Genomic DNA, 18,304 nt, shown 5'->3' with positions numbered 1-18,304 from the left:
TTCACTTCCTTTCTGGCCAGAAGTCTCCGCTTAACGGGAGAGCAGTCCTTCAAAACATGCTTGAGCTTCCCGGCGAATCCGCTCTTCATCCATTGTGATGCAGCTTCCATCTTTCACAACTTGCGCCCCGTTCACCCACACGTGCTTAACATCCTTCGGCCCTGCAGAGTAGACCATGTGGGAAATAAAATCCGTAAATGGAACAAAATGAGCTTGATTTGTATCCAAAGCAATGAAATCCGCTTTCATGCCAACGGCAAGACGGCCAGTGTTCTGAAGATAGACAGACTGTGCGCCATAAATGGTGCCCATCTTGAGCGCCTCATCCGCAGGCACCGCAGTCGGATCACCTGATACACCTTTATGAATCAATGCGGCAAGCCTTACCTCTTCAAACATATCCAGGTTATTATTGCTGGCTGCGCCGTCGGTACCCAAAGAAACGACCACACCAGCCTTCTGAAGATCCATTACACGCGCTACACCGCTCGCCAGCTTAAGATTGCTTCCCGGGTTATGAGAGACGGCCACCTTGTTTCTGGCCAGGATCTCAATCTCTTCGTCGGTAAGATGAACACCATGGGCTATAATGGATGGACGGGAGAAAAATCCAAGTTTCTCCAAATGGATCGTTGGACGTGTCCCATAATCATTGATGTTCTGCTGAACTTCCGCAGCCGTCTCCGACATATGCGTATGCAGCGGCAGGTCCAGATCATGTGCCGCCTGGACAAACTTCTCAATAAATGCCGGAGGACATGTATAAGGGGAGTGCGGCGACATCATGGTAGTGATTCTTCCATCGGCCTGTCCATGCCAGTCTTTGGCGAATCGTACCGCCTCCTCCAGCTTCATCTGCTGCACGTCTTCCGGACACAGCCCTATAGCTCCACGCATAAGCACCGCGCGTATCCCGGATTCCTGGACCACCTTGGCCACCTGGTCCATATGGTCATACATGTCCAAGAAGGTCGTGGTTCCGCCTTTGAGCATCTCCAATACGGACAGGGATGTTCCCCAGTATACATCGTTAGATGTAAACTTGGCCTCCATCGGCCACATCTTCTCTTGAAGCCACGTTTGGAGTTCCATATCATCACCATAACCCCTCAGCAGGGACATTGCCGCATGGCCATGGGTGTTGATCAATCCTGGAGAAAAAAGCAGGCCGCTTCCGTCAAAAGCTTCTGTCTCCTCTTCACCTTCCGGGCAATTCTCTCCAATATATTTAATTACATCATCCTCGATCAGCATATATCCCTTGATCACGGATTGCCCGGGCTCCAATACCACAAAGGTTCCGTTCTTGATCAACCATTTACGACTCATTCCACTCGTCTTCCTTTCCATCCTCCAAATAATAAGCCAAGCTGAGCAGATCGGTGGTGAAATCCGCCGCGTGCAGACGTACCCCAGCAGGCACCTTCAGAATAGTCGGCGCGAAGTTAAGTATGGCTTCTATTCCGGCGCTGATCAGCTGATCAGCAACCCGCTGAGCCTCAATATCAGGGACTGTAATAATCCCGATCCGGATATTCAGCCTCTTGACCGTCTCTCCCAATTCCTCAATCGGCTGCACTGTCAATGAGTTGATCTTCTGGCCAATCTTGTGCTCGGAAGCATCAAAGAGGGCCACAATCTTCATGTTATCTTTCAAATACGTATTGTAATTCGACAAGGCTTGGCCCAGATTACCTGCCCCAACAAGGGCCACATTAATCTGCTGATCCAAATTCAGGATTTGGCGGATCTTCTCAATCAGATATGAAACATCATACCCAATCCCCTTGCGGCCAAAGTCACCAAAATATGCCAAATCCTTGCGGATTTGTGCCGGGTTGAGATCCAGCTTTTGTCCAAGCTCCTGTGAAGAAACGGTCGCAACCTCCCGCAGGCTAAGCTCATTCAGAAAGCGCAGATATACAGGCAATCTGCGCACAACCGCGTCCGATATTTTCTCCGATTTCATCTCTATTTCCCCCTAAATCTAATGAGTCCGGTCAATCGCCGGTGCCTAGCCATTCTGATATTCGGGACACCATTTGCTGTGTGGGCATATGCTCCATCTTTGGCCCCGGCAAAGAATACAGGAAGTACTTCCCATAGTAGGACTCAAGAATCCGCGTATCATAGACAATCACAATTCCGCGGTCCTGTGAGGAGCGGACCAGCCGTCCGAAGCCCTGCTTGAACCGGATCACCGCCTGCGGAACGGACAGCTTCATGAACGGATTCTTCTTCTGCCGCTGAAGCCGCTCACTCTTCGCTTCCACCAGCGGGTGATTCGGTGGCTGGAACGGCAGCCGGACGATCGCCAGGCTTGTCAGCGCATCTCCCGGGATATCCACCCCTTCCCAGAAGCTGCTTGTTCCCAGCAGTACCGAGGCCTGCTGGCCTTGGAATCTGCGGGTTAGCTTGGTGCGGTTGCCGCTGTCCACGCCTTGTCCGATCACGGTAATGCCTTGCGCGCCAAGCACCTCTTTCAACGGATCGTAGACCTGGCGCAGCATCCGGTACGAGGTAAACAGGACCAGCATACGGCCCTGTGTCGCTACCGCCGCATCAGCGAGCGAGCCCACCAATGTGCTGACAAAGTAGTCATCACCAACACTCCCCTTAACACTAGGGAAGTCTCTTGGAATGACAAGCAGTGCCTGCTCCCGGTATTTAAACGGGGAAGGAAGCATTGAAGTAAGCAGCCGATCCTGATCCGAAGCTTCCTGAAGTCCCAGCTGTTCAATCATGTACTGGAATGATTTGTCCACGGACAGCGTTGCCGAGGTCATAATAACACTTTTCTTTTTGTCAAAGAAATATTCCTTCAGCTGTTGGCTAACTTCAACTGGCACCGCGTAAATCTGCAGAGAACGGCTGCGGTAATGTCCGTTGCCTTCGATCCAATACACGGTCTCTTCGTTGTCCAGCTTCATGAATGAGCGGATATTGTCCCGCTCGGCCACCAAGTCTTTAAATAGACCGCTGATGTCCGTAAGCAAGCTCTCCGACCCATAGCTGTCATCATCATCCTTCAGCTCATTCATCATCCGCTCACCCTTGCGGATGACGCCCCCCATCGTCAGATAGATTTGATTCTCAAGCTCGCTCAGCTCTTCCCAGTTCTTCGGCTTGTTATTCGGCAGGAGCCTAAGCACGAACTGGCCGGGTTCACCGGGAGCCGCATCACTTCGTTCAGGCATCAAGCTGAACAGCTGGTCGCTGAGGCGGTCCCAGTTCTCTTTGATCTCCAGCAGCTCCGGATACAAGTTATCAATTACGTTAACCCATTCCAGTGCTTTCTCCGAACCACTGCTTTGAAGCTGGATGCGGAGATTAGGAAGCTGCCCTGTACGGCTGTCTTTATACAGCCGGGTAAGGGTATGAAGAACGGTGAAATACTTCATATTCATACCAAGGTGCTTGCCAGCCACATCTTCCAGATGATGTGCCTCATCAATCACCAGCCGCTCGTAGGATGGCAGCAGCTGATGCCCGGCCTTCACATCCGTAAACAGTTTGGAATGATTGGTGATCACCACGTCGGCCACTCCAGCTTCATGTTTGGCCTTGTGATAGTAGCATTTGCGGAACCAAGGGCAGGAGCGGCCCAGACATGAGTCTGATTCACTGGCAACTGTCTCCCAGAAGTCCGCCCCCCGGTTCCCTTGATTCAGCTCTTCATCGTCGCCGGTTTCGGTCTGGGTAAGCCAGACGATCATCTGAGCCGCGATCATAACCTCTTCCTTGGGCGATACAAAGTCTCTTTTATTTATTTTATGTTCAAATTTACGCAGACACAAATAATGCTGTCTGCCCTTGAAGATCGCTGCACGGAATGGAAACGGTACAACCTCGGACAATAAAGGAATATCCCGCTCACGTAATTGCTCCTGAAGGTTTATGGTATGTGTGCTGACCATAACTTTCTCTTCGGCCTTTACACTGTGATAAATCGCGGGAAGCAGGTATCCAAGGGATTTCCCCGTTCCAGTGCCAGCTTCCACAAGCAAATGCTTATCCTCGTCGAATGCCCGCATTACCTCGTCCAGCATCATATTCTGGGCTTCACGCTCTTCGAACTGCGGGAGCTTCGCCTTCAGATTCGCACGGACCTGACTCAGGAACTGTTCAAAGGAAACGTCTTCGAGCGGATTGTCCGCCTCCTCGCTTCTCGCCGGCTTGATGTCGATCCAGTCCTCGGTCTTCAAGGCAAACTGCCGGTAATAGGAATAACCGTCCGCCATGGGCGCGGCAGCTTCCTTCTCCCTCTCATGCAGTGCCGCATCAAAGAACCACCCCAGATCGCTGTCTTCTCCTGCGAACAGGTCAGAGAGACGCTGCAGCGACAGAAGAGGCAGCTCTTCAATCTCCTCCAGACATTTCAGGAAGATCAGTGCGGTCGCCAGCGCGTCCGAATCGGCCTGGTGTGGTCTATCATGCGTAACCCCGAACTCGCCGGATACAAATCCAAGCTGATAGGAGGTAAGTGAAGGGAACATAATTTTCAGAAAATCCATCGTATCCAGAATACGTCCAGTAAATGGCAAATAACCCGTTTTATCTAAAGCACTCTGTAAGAAATTAAAGTCAAAAGCAACATTATGTCCAACCAGGATTACATCGTCCAGAAGGGGAACCATCTCCATCATAACCTCATCGAGGTCCGGCGCGTCCTTCACATCCTCCTCCGTTATTCCCGTTAACTGGGTAATGAACGGCGGAATCGGAACTCCCGGCTTCACATATGACGAATACACCTGAGTTATCGTTGAATCGTGATCTATAATGGCAAGCCCAACTTGAATAATCTCATCAGAGGACTGGTTACCTGTCGTTTCAAAATCGAGAACGGCATATTTCATTGTATACTCATTACCTTTCGTTCCAGTCTCCTTAACAGCATAACAAAAAATGCCCGATTTGAAAATTAATCATGCAAACAAATATTCGCACAAGATCATCTTGGCATCACAAAAAAACGATGCGCTTTCCCGAAGGGATTACGCATCGTCTCACAATTGTGCACCCATCTACATTAAGGCCGCAAGTTGACTTCCGAACTGCAGGGAACCTTGCTTTTGCTTGCATACTTCAAGATTGGAGAGCGGCTCGGTAAATGTAGGATCAATATGATGGGCAAGTAAAAAATAATCCCGCGCTCTCTCCATCTGGTTCAGCTTGGCTTCAATGCAGCCCAGAGCATTGTAGATAATCGAGCGCAGCCGTTTGTTCTCCGTGAGGGGCAGCACCCATTGAAAGTGGCGCCCGGCCTCCCTGACTTCATTCATATACAAATAAGACATGGCTAAATAAATCCGGGCGAGAAGGCTGTCTTTGAACTCCTCTGTGGTGAGCTTGAACTGTTCGACTGCATGAGAATACATCATCAGCTTGTAATAGCCCTGCCCTTTGATAAATGAGCCTGACTTCATCTCAGGAAGCTCAGCCGACTCCATGGAATCCGGCAATCCCCAGCTTTTGCGCACATCACTCATTTTCTCTTCAAAAGATAACCATTCTTCAATGATGCCATCACTCATGTGCTTGAGCATCTGCCACTTTTTGCTGAGCTCCTGCTTCTGAGTTCCTTTTGCGACCGGGTACACCTGGGCAATTTCCTCTAACATATCATTCATTTCCGCAAAAACATGCTGAAACATCATCTGCATCCCACCTTACACGAAAATGAAATCAAGCGGCGGCCTATGTTCATTTTTTGTCCGGGAGCCTGATTTCATTCTTGCAGGCACCATTTAAATAATGGTTTGCTTCGCGTTATCGGATTGTAGCATGCACCTCATGCCGGGCGGTTTCCACCGGCCGGTTGTTCTCATCAACAAACACAACCGTAGGTTTATGTGTCAGGAGCTCCTCCTGGGACATTTGAGCATAAGAAATAATAATTACCGTGTCGCCCGGCTGAACCAGTCTGGCCGCAGCTCCGTTAAGACAGATTACCCCGCTGCCGCGCGGACCTGTGATCACGTACGTTTCCAATCTTGCGCCGTTGTTATTATTTACAATCTGCACTTTTTCATTCTCAAGAAGATCGGCCCGCTCCATCAGACTCTCATCAATAGTGATGCTGCCCACATAGTTCAGATTCGCTTCTGTTACTGTTGCACGGTGGATCTTTGATTTCATCATCGTTCTATACATGGTTAACCACTCCTTCAGGTGAGAGCAGAATATTGTCAATCAGTCGGGTCTTGCCAAATTTCACAGCCAAAGCAATAATAATCTCGCCTTTGATCTGGGTGGCTGGCATAGATTCGTCCACCGGAGTAAGCCCCGGGAATTGAAGAATATCCACATAATCGATCTCCGCGAGGGGCTTTGAGTTAATTTTTGCCGTAATGGTATCCCGGACCTCGGAGAGTGAAACGGATCTGCCGCTGCGGATCATCTCCTCCGCCTCTCGGAGCGACTTAGACAGGACCAGGGCCTGCTCCCGTTCCTCAGTCCCAAGATATACATTGCGGGAGCTTAACGCCAAGCCGTCAGATTCCCGGATAATCGGACATGGAATGATCTCGACGTCAAAATTCAGATCATCGACCATTTGCCGGATCACAGCAGCCTGCTGGGCATCCTTCAGGCCGAAATAGGCCCGGGTTGGGCTGATCATATGCAGCAGCTTGCCAACGACCGTTGTGACACCGTCGAAATGTCCCGGGCGGGAAGCTCCGCATAGACCGCTGGTAAGCTCGGACACTACAATCTTTGTTTTGGTCGGTTTAGGATACATCTCCAGCACGCTCGGCAGGAATACTATATCGACCCCTTCACGCTTCGCCAGGGCCAGATCCCTTTCTTCATCCCTTGGATAACGATCCAGGTCTTCTCCCGGGCCGAATTGGATCGGGTTCACAAATATACTAAGCACAACAAGATCGTTATGTTCACGTGCCTGCTTCAGCAGGCTGGCATGACCATCGTGCAGGAACCCCATCGTTGGCACAAAGCCCACCGATAGCTCCCTGCCTTCCTTAGCCGAGCTCAAGCGCTCCTTTTTTAAGTACGTTCTTAGCTCATCCACCTGATGAATCAATATCATGACCGGGTATCCACCTTTCTTTTTCCGTACAGGGACTCCACTACATGGTCATCCGCTTGGAATACGTGCTTCTCGGCCGGAAATTGCCCCGATTTGACCTCCTGAACATACTGCCCAATTCCCCGGCGAATTTCAGCGCCAATATCTGCAAAAGTCTTCACGAACCGCTTCTCACGATAGTCGGAGTCATATTTAAGCACATCATGATACACAAGCACCTGTCCGTCGCAGCCTCTTCCCGCTCCAATGCCGATCGTAGGAATGGAAAGCTGTCTGGAGATTTCCGCCGCTACTTCCTCCGTAACCAACTCCAGCACCACGCCAAAAGCCCCGGCACGCTCCAGCGCCTTGGCATCTTCGAGCAATCTTCGTGCATCCTGTTCATCCTTGCCCTGAACACGGTATCCGCCAATCTGGTTGACCGATTGCGGGGTCAGTCCGATGTGTCCAAGCACTGGCACACCGGATTTCACAATGCTCTCCACAGCCAGACAGATCTCGACGCCACCCTCCATCTTCACAGCATGAGCATGGCCTTCCTGCATAATCCGTCTTACGTTCCTCAGGGTCTCGTCAATACCGCCGTGATAAGTCATAAACGGCATATCCGTCACAATGAACGTATGCTCAGCCCCTCGTCTTACCGCACGGGAATGATACACCATGTCATCAAGAGTAACTGGAACCGTCGAGTCATAGCCAAGCACCACGTTGCCCAGGGAATCTCCCACGAGCAGCATATCCACACCCGCTTCTTCCGCCAGCTTGGCGGAAGGGTAGTCGTAGGCGGTGATCATGGTGAGCTTCTCGCCGTTCTGTTTCATTTTTTTCATTTTTACAATGTTAAGCACGGACCTTCATCTCCTTTGGGTTTCCCAAAATTAGAAGCTTTGCGCGCACAACAAAAAGAACCTTTCAGTTGTGCACCAAAAAGTCCGAAAAGTCCATAGATCTTAAGAAGAGTCACTTGCGTTCGTCCCTTCTGTCTCGGTCCCTTCGGCTCAGAGCAGAATCCAACGTAACCTTAGATTCACTTGCTTGTTGTACTTTCCTTAGAGTGCAGTTTGGATGACTCCAATACCACCTCGTACGGACAGTATAACAGATAACGTCAATTTTTTCATCCGCCAAGTTGTACATCGCCTGAGAATATCAAGGTTTTCCTGCCATCCTGGTCCAGAATCAGCGCTCCGCTCATATCAATCCCGGTGGCATATCCGGTTACAGGTCCTTGAGGAGTGTTCAGCGTAACCTCCTGGTTGATCGTTACAGATAGAGCTTCCCATAAATGGGCAATGGGTCCGAAGCCCTCCTCCAAATAAAGCTTGTACAGCTTCTCGAGCTCTGACATCACCGCCCCGATGAGCGACTCACGATCTATCAGCTGTCCGCTCTCCAGCCGCAGGGAAGAGACCTTGTCCCGCAGTTCCTCCGGGTAATCCTCTGCCGTCATGTTGGCATCGATGCCAATCCCGGCGATGCAGTACCGGATTCGCTCGTCTTCCGCGACGGATTCCAGCAGGATGCCGCATATTTTGCGTCCATGCACAAGGAGGTCGTTCGGCCATTTAATGCCGGAGTCCACGCCGGTCACTGACCGGATCGCTCTGCATACCGCCACAGCCGTAAGCAGCGTAAGCTGGGGGGCACAGGATAGTGGAAGGCCAGGTCTCAGGAGCAGGCTCATCCAGATGCCCTTGCCAGGCGGAGAGAACCACTTGCGCCCGAACCGTCCGCGGCCCACTGTCTGTTCCTCCGCTATGACCAGGGTGCCTTCTTGGGCCCCTTCTTCAGCAAGCCTGCGCACATCCTCTTGAGTGGAGGTGGTAACATCCAACACTTTAAGCTGTCTGCCCAGGACATCAGTCCGCATGGCGCCCATCAATGTGACCGCATTGAGACGGCTTGGCTTCTGCACCAGCCGGTAGCCTCTTCTGGATATGGCATCGAATTCATATCCGGCCTCCCGCAGCTTGTTGATCTGCTTCCAGACCGCAGCACGGCTGATCGATAAACGCCGGCTGATTTCTTCCCCGGACAGGTATTCCCCCGGGTTCTCCATAAATATATCAAGCACCGTGTTAGGCTTCATCTTCGTTCACCATCCGTTTCACTTCTTCAATCAGTTCAACATGCTCGTTGGCGACATCACCCACGGCTGCGGCAAGCAGCAGTTTTTTCATTAAAATGCTGAGCCACGGCCCTCCCGGTCTCCCGGCCGCCTCCAGCACATCCGTACCGGTGAGCGCAAGCTCTTTGACCTGATGCAGCGGCACACTCGTATGCCACCTGCGAATTTGCTCAAGATCCCCCGTCATATTCGGATTTGTCTGCTGCTCCGATCCCGGAACATCTGGTCGATCAGCCTTTGAAGCCTGGGTTAAGACTACGGCCCTGTCGATCCATAAACCGGCAATTTCCTTGCCATAAGCCAGCTGCAGCGCGATCCAGCTTCGGCGCATGAACTCTATGCTCTCAGCGGTATCAAGGTGCCTTGAATGATATACAATCGACGACCACTCCTGGTCGAAGCGGACCAGTCCGGCTGCAGCACTTGCATCCCGGTTGGAGAACGTCCAGCGTTTCAACAAATCCAGAACCTCATCTTCGGGGATATGAAGCGCCTGGATTAGGAGTGATAGTCTTAACCATAAGGGTTCTGCAGGCAGGGAGGAGAGATGCTTAAGCCGCTTCTCGTCCAGATGAGTCAGATCGGCCGGAATCTTGGCCTGCTCAAGCAGCCTGCTCCGTCTCAGAAGCTCGAGCCCCCGGATGGGGTCTGGCCCGGCAAGCATTTTCTCCAGCTCGGTACGGATTCTTTCGGTCGCTATGTATCCCATCTTGTCCCGGCTGCGCATTATGGCTCTCCAGGTGCTGGGAACGAGTCTGAAGCCGAAAACGGAAGCGAACCGGACCGCACGGATCATCCGCAGCGCATCTTCGTCAAACCGCTTGTCCGCGTCCCCCACACAGCGGATCACCTTAAGCTCAATATCCCTACGTCCTTGGAAAGGGTCCGTTAAGTTTCCTTCCAGATCCATGGCCATGGCGTTCATGGTGAAGTCCCTTCGCTCCAAATCCTCCCGGATCGCGTCAACGAACTGCACGGACACGGGACGCCGGTGATCCTCATACTCGGTCTCCTTGCGAAAGGTTGTGACCTCGAATGCCTGCTTGCCGATAAGTACAGTCACGGTTCCGTGCTTAAGCCCCGTCGGCACGCTCCGGTCAAACAGCTGAATGACGTCCTCAGGCTTGGCTGACGTGGCAATATCCATGTCGTGGACCGGCCTGCCCATGATCTCATCACGGACACACCCGCCCACCCAATAAGCCTCATAACCCGCCTGGGTTAATTTCGTTAACACCTGCACACCAGCGGACATCATTGCAGGCTCCACCTGTGTCCACATCTTCATAACTTCAACCCTCTCCTCGCAAACAAGACTCCGGGGAGAGGGAAGTTCCTCTCACCCGGAGTTTATTAGCTGCATACCGGCTTTAGGCTTGGAACTTGCCTCCCAAGCACCCGGTAGTAAATTTGCTCATATTCATCCGTGATCCGGTCGCTGCTGAACTGGCATCTTGCCCGGTCCAGACAAGCCTTGGACATTTCGCCAGCCAGCTTTTCGTCGGTCAGCAGCTTAACGGCATAATCAGCCATCGCTTTTGTATCCCCGGTCGGAGCCAGAAATCCGGTGACTCCATGCGCCACCAGCTCAGGAATTCCCCCTGCTTGTGAACCGATCGTTGGCACGCCGCAGGCCATGGCCTCCAGAGCAACCAGCCCGAAACTCTCTTTCTCTGAAGGCAGCAGCAGGACATCAGCCATTGAAATGATCTGGGCGATCTGATCCTGCTTACCGAGGAAATGCACACGGTCCTCCAGGCCAAGCTCCTTGATCTTGCACTGAACCTTCGGCAGGTCCGGACCCTCGCCCACAAACAGCAGGCGCGCCGGGATTTGTGCACTCACCTGTGAGAAGATATCAACCACATCATGCACACGCTTAACCGGCCGGAAATTCGAGATATGCATCAAAATCTTCTCGTTAGGAAAAGCAAAATCACTGCGCAGCGAATCTATGTCACGCGGATAGTAAATCCGTTTATCTACAAAGTTATAGGTTAAATCAATATCGCGGGTGATCTCCAGAACCTCCCGTGTTTCTCTCATCAGGTCCTCAGATACCGAGGTCACCGCATCACTCTCGTTAATCGCCAGTCTGATGAGGTCCTTAAGCGATTCATCCTGGGCTAATACCGTAATATCTGTTCCGTGCAGCGTGGTCACTACTTTAAGGCTGTCTCCGACCATCTGTTTGGCCAGGAAGGCGCATACCGCATGGGGTACAGCATAATGAACATGCAGAATATCCAGCTTCTCCCGCTTGGCAACCTGGGCCATTTTGGTCGCAAGCGACAAGTCATAAGGCGGATACCGGAATACGTAATAATCGTTCACTTCTACTTCATGATAGAATATATTTTTCTGAAAAGCTCCGAGCCGGAACGGGACACTATGGGATATAAAATGAACCTCATGGCCCTTCTCAGCAAGCAGCTTGCCAAGTTCGGTAGCCACAACCCCTGATCCGCCAAGTGTCGGGTAACAGGTGATGCCGATTTTGAGAGATTGGCTCATGTCAGGGGCACCTTCTTTCTTATAGAATGATAACCATCGATTTGTCACTTCCATACATCGTATGATTCATTGGGTTAAAATAGATGAACTTTATATGGGGTCTTGACCGCGAACCCTTCTGCATAAGGAATCAGCTTCCGTTGTCCAAGCAGCGCGTCCCTCGCTTTTACCCGTTCCACATAACCCTGCGTCAGCGGAGTCGCGACCCCATCCTTGGCAGGTGTGAATTGGGATTCATAACACATCAGAGATTTCATCTTGATCTCATAGTGATCACTCACATCCACAATAAGATCCGGTGTTCTCCAGTCATTAATGAAATAGAAATACAAATCCTCCACCAGCACCGCGGGCTTGTCCGGCATCCAATTTCGAAGCTTGGCATTAAACACCGCTTCTTCTACAAGCTTGCTGCATGCAACATGATCAGGGTGCCGATCCTCCCAATAGGGGGCGAATACAACCCGGGGAGCATATTCCCGGATCACCGAGGTGACCGCAGCCACATGCTCGGGTGTCATATACAGGCCGCGATCGGGCAGGCCAAGATTGGTGCGGACCTCAAGCCCAAGCACGTTGGACGCCTTGTCCGCCTCCTGCTTACGCAGTTCCACATTCCCGTTGGATGACAATTCGGCTTCAGTCAGATCACAGATCCCAACTTTGTAGCCTGCCTGAACGTGTTTGGCGATGGTTGCGGCCATGCCAATCTCCGCATCGTCCGCATGAGCCCCAAAGATAAGGATATCGAGCCCCTTACTCATTTATCTAACCTTGGGCGGTGTAGTTCAACCAGCTCACGCCAGCTCAAATCTCCGCGGTCCATAGCTCGTACCATAATTTCTGCGGAAGCTACATTGGTCGCAACAGGAATGCCGTGAACGTCACACAGGCGAAGAAGCGCGCTAATATCCGGTTCATGAGGCTGCGCCATCAGCGGATCACGCAGGAAAATGACCAGATCCATTTGATTCTGGGCAATCAAAGCTCCAATCTGCTGGTCTCCACCCAGCGGTCCGGACAGGAAGCGGTGAATCTTCAGCTTGGTATTCTCCATAATACGCTGGCCTGTTGTGCCGGTCGAGTACAAGGTCTTCCCATGAAACACATGTTCATATGCAATAACAAAGTTAACGATCTCTTCTTTTTTACGGTCGTGGGCAATAAAAGCAATGTTCAGCATGTCTGAGACTCCCCCTGCTAATCGATAAAATGTTCAAAGCCGTATACAAGTCCTTTATACTCCATAACCTTCTTCACAGCCAGATTCACGCCGGGCATATAGCCTGCACGCTCGTAAGAATCATGACGGATCTTCAAGGTCTGGCCAAATCCTCCGAAAATAACCTCCTGCTGGGCGAACACACCCGGCAGGCGCACGCTGTGAATGCGGAAGCCATTGTAATAACCGCCCCTTGCCCCCTCAATAGTCTCTTCCTCTTTCGGGTTGCCTTGACGGAATTCTTCCCTGTTCTGGGCAATCAATTCAGCGGTCTTCACTGCGGTTCCGGATGGGGCATCCAGCTTCTGATCCCCATGGTACTCAATAATCTCCAGATGAGGGAAGTGCTTGGCAGCCTGGGCAGCGAATTTCATCATCAGGATGGCCCCAATGGAGAAATTCGGGGCGATCAGTCCGCCAACGCCTTTGCTCTGGCACAGCTTGTCCAGATCCTCAATTTGTTCCGGAGTAAAGCCCGTCGTCCCGACCACAGGCGATACCCCAAGGCGGATCGCAAGCTCCGTATTGGAATAAGCAAATTGAGGAGTTGTAAAGTCAACCAGCACCTGAGCTTTACTCTCCACCAAGGCCAGCTCAAGATCGGATTGAACTTTTATCCCGCAAGCAGGGAGCCCGACCAGCTCACCTGCATCTGTCCCTTCACCTGAACGATTGATGGCAGCTGCCAATTCTAGATCGGCATCCTCCAAAACCATCTTTACAACTTCCTTCCCCATTCGGCCAGCTGCGCCAGCCACCGCCACTCTAATCTTCGTCGTCATATTCATGCTCCTCACTGTCCACTAGGATGATGATTGGTTGATCTTGGATTCGATACGTAATTCCCATTCTTTTAAAGATTGAACCGAAGGATCACCTTCGAGCAGATTGATTGCCTCCCTCAAAGCAGAGAGGGCAAGCGGATGTTCACCAAGTTCGCTATACGCTGCTGCAAGTCCTGTAAAGGCTTGGGAAGACAAGGGATCCTTCATCACGGCCTGTTCAAGCAGAATGGCGGCTTCTCTTATTCCGCTCATCTCCACGTTAGGGGCTTCCAGTATCCGGAGTGCCCTCTGGGTCATCTCCATTCCCTGCAAACGTTCCATATGCAGGTTATATTCATCCATGCCGGGAGTAAGATTCACAGCCTGCTCCGCATGATAAAGTGCCTTATCAAGTCTGCCGCTACGAGCGCAGGTCACCGAGCAGCGGTAATGAATATCCGCATCAAGAGGGCTGAAATTCAGCGCATGATCGAACCATCTTATGGCCTGTTCAAAATCATTCTCCAAGATGCTTTTATAGGCTTCAGCCAGACAGTCTTCCGCTTTCATCATAGGGCTTCCCCCTTCTCTTAGGCTGCTGTTCTTACAGCATATGATAGAAGGGCTCAGTCGGTGTCTACTTTCGTCCAGCGGTCCGCGTCTCTGGCATTGAATTTATGCATCACCTTGTTATGAGCCTCTGTCAGATCAATTCCAAGCGAATTGGCAAAGCAGGCCGTAATAAACAAAATATCCCCCAGCTCCAGCTCAATCGAGTTCTCTGCTTCGGTTACTTTCTTGGGCTTCTCACCATAAGTATGATTCACTTCTCTAGCCAGCTCGCCAACCTCCTCGCTCATCCTGGCAAGCAATGCAAGCGGGCTGAAATAGCCTTCCTTGAACTGGGATATGTAACGATCCACTTCGCGTTGAATCTCGGCGAGGGATTTCTCTTCCATTTAAATAATGCCCCCCTTCGGGTCTGAAGGTTTTACCCCTATGTTATCCTAAAGAAGTTTTGAAAACAAATCCTTTTTTAATCCTTACCTAAAAAGGTATACTAAACATTGGAGCTTACTGACTCCACTATTATCCAACAAGCGAGGGATTGCATGCTTACCACCAGACTGGCCCGTTTAACCAAAACCATCCTGCCGATCCTGCTCGGTACGGCCATTTATGCCTTTGGGCTGCTTTATTTTATCATCCCTAATAAACTGATGGAGGGCGGAGTGACAGGGATTACGATCCTGCTCAAATACGCCTTCTCGATTTCACCTTCCCTATCCACCCTGGTCTTGAACATTCCGCTGTTCCTGTTAGGCTGGAAAGTGCTGGGGAGCCGGCAAATTGTATATAGCGGGATCGGAATCGGATCGCTTACCTTCTTTCTTTGGCTGTTTGAGCAGCTGATCCGCAAAGGCTGGATCATCCCGTTCCAGACCGAGCATGATTACATATTAATTGCACTGTATGCCGGCGTCACACTCGGCGCTGGTCTTGGACTTGTGTTCCGGTTTGGCGGGACAACAGGCGGTTCGGATATTATTGCACGAATCTGTAACCGCAAATATGGCTGGAGTATGGGCCAGGTCATTTTGGCGTTAGATGTGATTATCATCGGGGCTTCCCTGCTGTATATCAAGAAAGAACAGATTTTATATACACTGGTCGCCGTCTTCATCGCCTCCAAAGTTATTGATTTTATTCAGGAGGGCGCTTATTCAGCCAAAGCCTTTACCATTATCAGCGATTACGCCCCTGATATTGCGGAACTAATTACAAAGGAAATGGAACGCGGGGTTACTTTGATTCCAGCCGTGGGAGCTTACTCTAAGCAAGCCAAGCATATGGCCTATTGTGTTGTAGGAAGGCAGGAAATCCGGAGATTGACCCAAATTGCCAAATCCGTAGATCCGCGGGCCTTTATTATTATCAATGATGTGCACGATGTGCATGGAGAAGGATTTAAAGAAGATATGAATTGAACATTCAACCAAAAAAAGGAAGAGCCGTCCGTTATTACGTGCGGTTCTTCCTTTTACTAAAATTAAAATCTCCATCCGCCTCTGTCTTTGCTGCCAGAGACCGGTCTGACCTCCTGATATGCATTATAATGCCGCATTCCGGTATAGGTTAGTGCCAGGGCAATCCAGCCGCCGATCAGCAGACTCCACTTCCAGGGATTCGAGCTGCCGGCAAGAGGCAGCAGAACCGGCTCGGATCTTTTTTTGCCAAACAGATCATGGATCACACCCTCCCCGCTGTCAAGAACGCTCTTCAGCTCTGAGGCATCCAAATCTTTCTTCATACTCACGCTCTCCAAATAGGATAACCACGAGTCTGCCTTCGCAATGATCGAATTATCCAGCTGAATGGCCGCCGCTGGCCGGATCGTCTCATAATGGGACTTAAGCGTGTGAACAGCATTCTGCAAACTCTTGGCATCCGCATCACTGCGGGCTTTGGCAAGCTGGCTGAGATCGTCAGTAAACAGCTTATAGTACTGGTGCCACAGCGGCTGCTGCTTGTGAATCAGACTGTCAACCGCCAGGCGGAGACGGGAAGAGGTGTTCCTCCACTCTTCTGGTGAAGATTGGCTGCGAACCAAGGCCTCTCTTGTATCCATAACCGTCTCAGACAGCGCGTGAATCCCCTCCACTGAGGACAAGCCTTTGAAAGATATGGTCTCCACCAACCGCACAATCCGGTCCATCTCCACTTGGGCCTTCTCCCCGTTCCCATCCTGCATATAACGGTACAGCGCCTCCGATGCGCTATCCAGCTCATTCAGCTGCGCGGTGTGCTTGGCATCATGATGAGCACGAACCGTCTGCAGCGGAAGCAGCAGCATAATCAGCACAATACATCCTGCACTCAAGCACATCCATCCCCGCCGGTTTACACTCACGGACATCCCCTCCTGTAATCCATACATATGAAGGGCTGTCCTGAGCTAGAACAAATCAGATGAACCTAAGATCTTCTTGCTTGACGCAAAGCAAACCAGCCCGCTGCCACACTAAGTAATGTAAGCAGGACGGTGAAATTCCGGACAGCAGGCAGGTCATCCATAAGCTGGACAGGCAGCCAAGGGAACACCTCATATGTATAGTCCACCATGTCGTTAAGGAGGGTCCACAAGCCAGCGCCTAATAGAATTACGGTTCCAAATTTAAAAAAGCGGACGTAGAGCAAGGCTTCAACGGCCATCGCCGTATGCGAAGCCACTAGCATCCAATCCTGCCAGCCGATCACATTCCCCTGATAAGCTCCGGCAAAAATGATGCTGACCGCCCATACGCCATATTTTACACTGGTCACCACGGCCAGTGCTTCCAGAAGCACTCGCACGCCGCGATAGTTCGCAAGCAGTTTGGGCCACATGAGGAAAGTTAAGGACAAGGTAAAAAACAGGCTCGCTGTTGGACTGTCCGGTACAAAGATCACCTGCCAGAGCGGATTGTTGGCAATCGTGTACTCGATCTGATTCCCATACCAGTAATACCCGTAAATCGTGCCCAGCAAATTAAAAACAAATAAAAGCCACAAAAATCCCCGGCTGGTTAGGAATTCCCTGCTCCACCAATAAGATATGCTCATGAAGATTCCCCCTCTGTCTTATCTGAATATAACGGTTTGTCCCGGGAATATCCAGCAAAAAGCCTGATCGCATATGCGATCAGGCTTCTCAGGTTCATTTCAGCTTACTTGGCTTCCGACTTTTGCTTGGAGAGCCATTCGGCCAAGTGGTCAATATCTTGATCACTTAAGCCTGCGCCTTTAGCCGTATCATACATTTTCGGCATGTTGCCCTCAGGCCCTTGTTTACCTTCTTTGATAATGGTCAGAATGGCTGCCTTATCAAGCTTATCCCCTACACCGCGAAGCGACGGGCCGCTTGCTCCCTTAAGATCAGCCGCATGACAGGAAATACAAGTCGCCTTCTTGAAGGATTCCATCCCTGGATCATCCTTATCCACAATGGCTACTTCCTTAGCCTTGACGGCGTTGGATGGAGCAGGAAGTCCCTTCTCCCTTGCCTCCCTTGCTTTCTCAATCCGGCGCTCTTCCTCCGGTTTGATTCCTGTCGCTGCAAGCTCATGCTTATAGTGTGTCCAGGCGAAGTTGGTCAGGTAGACCATCGCAGCCAAGGACAACAGCATCAGAGAGGATGCGATCGGTCTGCGGTAGAAACGGCGCTCCTTACCCCGGTCGAGGAATGGGGCCAGCAGCAAACCGCCAAAAGCAACACCTGGAACACCAAGTGTTCCAAGAACAATGTAATCTCCTGAAGCATATGGATACTTCAGATATTGATATAAGAACAAGAAATACCAGTCCGGCATCGGTATAACCGAAGCGGTTGGGTTAGCCGGGAATCCCAGTGGGGCAGGCTCAGAAATGGTAAGTACCAGGAAGCCTACAAGGACCACTACACCAACCATCCACTCTTTTAATAGGAAGTTTGGAATAAATGCTTCCGACTTCCCTGGGTAAGCTGTGTAATCGGGAGGAGTAATAAATCCGTTCCCTTTACGTACCCTTGAATCGCCGACAAATACGACTTTTTCGTTCGATTTGCCTCCGTGACCCATATATATGCCTCCCTTCTCTTA

The 18,304-nt window shown here is 51.0% G+C and carries 19 protein-coding genes; 1 reads left to right on the top strand and 18 read right to left on the bottom strand.

Annotation, left to right across the window (positions count from 1 at the left end):
* Window positions 1–30: 30 nt before the first annotated feature.
* From BN6628_RS10635 to BN6628_RS10565, 15 genes are all read right to left on the bottom strand, one after another.
* On the bottom strand, window positions 31–1,329 hold the full coding sequence (locus BN6628_RS10635) for an amidohydrolase (protein ID WP_068617198.1): 1,299 nt from the start codon (window positions 1,327–1,329) through the stop codon (window positions 31–33).
* Entirely contained in the window at window positions 1,319–1,969 is a 651-nt protein-coding gene (locus BN6628_RS10630; RefSeq protein WP_068617197.1) for a redox-sensing transcriptional repressor Rex, read from the bottom strand. Before BN6628_RS10630 ends, BN6628_RS10635 begins: the two co-directional genes overlap by 11 nt.
* Before the next feature lie 31 nt (window positions 1,970–2,000).
* Window positions 2,001–4,859, bottom strand: coding sequence for an ATP-dependent DNA helicase DinG (dinG, locus tag BN6628_RS10625; protein WP_068617195.1), 2,859 nt, complete (start codon window positions 4,857–4,859; stop codon window positions 2,001–2,003).
* Window positions 4,860–5,027: 168 nt separating this feature from the next.
* Window positions 5,028–5,660 carry a hypothetical protein gene (locus tag BN6628_RS10620; protein WP_306432870.1) on the bottom strand — a complete coding sequence of 211 codons (633 nt, stop codon included), beginning with the start codon at window positions 5,658–5,660 and terminating at the stop codon, window positions 5,028–5,030.
* Between the two features lie 112 nt (window positions 5,661–5,772).
* Complete coding sequence (gene panD, locus BN6628_RS10615) at window positions 5,773–6,156, bottom strand: aspartate 1-decarboxylase (RefSeq protein WP_068617189.1); 384 nt, start codon at window positions 6,154–6,156, stop codon at window positions 5,773–5,775.
* Window positions 6,149–7,054 (bottom strand): pantoate--beta-alanine ligase, encoded by a 906-nt coding sequence (gene panC / locus BN6628_RS10610; RefSeq protein ID WP_068617187.1) that lies wholly within the window; start codon window positions 7,052–7,054, stop codon window positions 6,149–6,151. The genes panD and panC overlap by 8 nt, the downstream gene beginning before the upstream one ends.
* On the bottom strand, window positions 7,051–7,887 hold the full coding sequence (gene panB, locus BN6628_RS10605; protein ID WP_068622181.1) for a 3-methyl-2-oxobutanoate hydroxymethyltransferase: 837 nt from the start codon (window positions 7,885–7,887) through the stop codon (window positions 7,051–7,053). Before panB ends, panC begins: the two co-directional genes overlap by 4 nt.
* A gap of 287 nt (window positions 7,888–8,174) precedes the next feature.
* Window positions 8,175–9,146 (bottom strand): biotin--[acetyl-CoA-carboxylase] ligase, encoded by a 972-nt coding sequence (locus BN6628_RS10600; protein ID WP_068617185.1) that lies wholly within the window; start codon window positions 9,144–9,146, stop codon window positions 8,175–8,177.
* The gene (locus BN6628_RS10595) at window positions 9,136–10,473 is read right to left on the bottom strand and encodes a CCA tRNA nucleotidyltransferase (protein ID WP_068617183.1); all 1,338 of its coding nucleotides are present in this window, start codon (window positions 10,471–10,473) and stop codon (window positions 9,136–9,138) included. Before BN6628_RS10595 ends, BN6628_RS10600 begins: the two co-directional genes overlap by 11 nt.
* 65 nt (window positions 10,474–10,538) lie before the next feature.
* Entirely contained in the window at window positions 10,539–11,699 is a 1,161-nt protein-coding gene (gene bshA / locus BN6628_RS10590; RefSeq protein ID WP_068617181.1) for an N-acetyl-alpha-D-glucosaminyl L-malate synthase BshA, read from the bottom strand.
* 74 nt (window positions 11,700–11,773) lie between these two features.
* A complete protein-coding gene (gene bshB1 / locus BN6628_RS10585; protein ID WP_068617179.1) occupies window positions 11,774–12,463 on the bottom strand; it encodes a bacillithiol biosynthesis deacetylase BshB1 in 690 nt (229 codons plus the stop codon).
* Window positions 12,460–12,882 carry a methylglyoxal synthase gene (mgsA, locus tag BN6628_RS10580; RefSeq protein ID WP_068617177.1) on the bottom strand — a complete coding sequence of 141 codons (423 nt, stop codon included), beginning with the start codon at window positions 12,880–12,882 and terminating at the stop codon, window positions 12,460–12,462. The genes bshB1 and mgsA overlap by 4 nt, the downstream gene beginning before the upstream one ends.
* Before the next feature lie 17 nt (window positions 12,883–12,899).
* On the bottom strand, window positions 12,900–13,703 hold the full coding sequence (dapB, locus tag BN6628_RS10575; RefSeq protein ID WP_068617175.1) for a 4-hydroxy-tetrahydrodipicolinate reductase: 804 nt from the start codon (window positions 13,701–13,703) through the stop codon (window positions 12,900–12,902).
* A gap of 21 nt (window positions 13,704–13,724) precedes the next feature.
* Entirely contained in the window at window positions 13,725–14,258 is a 534-nt protein-coding gene (locus tag BN6628_RS10570) for a tetratricopeptide repeat protein (RefSeq protein WP_235847615.1), read from the bottom strand.
* A 53-nt stretch (window positions 14,259–14,311) separates the two neighbouring features.
* Window positions 14,312–14,644, bottom strand: a complete 333-nt coding sequence (locus BN6628_RS10565) for a nucleotide pyrophosphohydrolase (RefSeq protein ID WP_068617173.1) — start codon at window positions 14,642–14,644, stop codon at window positions 14,312–14,314.
* Between the two features lie 153 nt (window positions 14,645–14,797).
* On the opposite strand from BN6628_RS10565, the gene BN6628_RS10560 reads away from it, so the two are divergent.
* Window positions 14,798–15,673, top strand: coding sequence for a YitT family protein (locus tag BN6628_RS10560; protein ID WP_068617171.1), 876 nt, complete (start codon window positions 14,798–14,800; stop codon window positions 15,671–15,673).
* A 62-nt stretch (window positions 15,674–15,735) separates the two neighbouring features.
* Here the strand turns inward: BN6628_RS10560 and BN6628_RS10555 are convergent, their stop codons facing one another.
* The 3 genes from BN6628_RS10555 to BN6628_RS10545 form a co-directional block, all read right to left on the bottom strand.
* The gene (locus BN6628_RS10555; RefSeq protein ID WP_068617169.1) at window positions 15,736–16,596 is read right to left on the bottom strand and encodes a sporulation protein YpjB; all 861 of its coding nucleotides are present in this window, start codon (window positions 16,594–16,596) and stop codon (window positions 15,736–15,738) included.
* 65 nt (window positions 16,597–16,661) lie between these two features.
* Window positions 16,662–17,288 (bottom strand): DUF1405 domain-containing protein, encoded by a 627-nt coding sequence (locus BN6628_RS10550; RefSeq protein WP_068617167.1) that lies wholly within the window; start codon window positions 17,286–17,288, stop codon window positions 16,662–16,664.
* Between the two features lie 104 nt (window positions 17,289–17,392).
* Window positions 17,393–18,283 carry a menaquinol-cytochrome c reductase cytochrome b/c subunit gene (locus BN6628_RS10545; protein ID WP_068617162.1) on the bottom strand — a complete coding sequence of 297 codons (891 nt, stop codon included), beginning with the start codon at window positions 18,281–18,283 and terminating at the stop codon, window positions 17,393–17,395.
* Window positions 18,284–18,304: the final 21 nt, after the last annotated feature.

The sequence above is a fragment of the Paenibacillus tuaregi genome (genome assembly GCF_900086655.1).
GTDB lineage: Bacteria > Bacillota > Bacilli > Paenibacillales > Paenibacillaceae > Fontibacillus > Fontibacillus tuaregi.
Note: the sequence above shows the minus strand (reverse complement) of the source record. Positions and strands in the feature narration are given on the sequence as shown.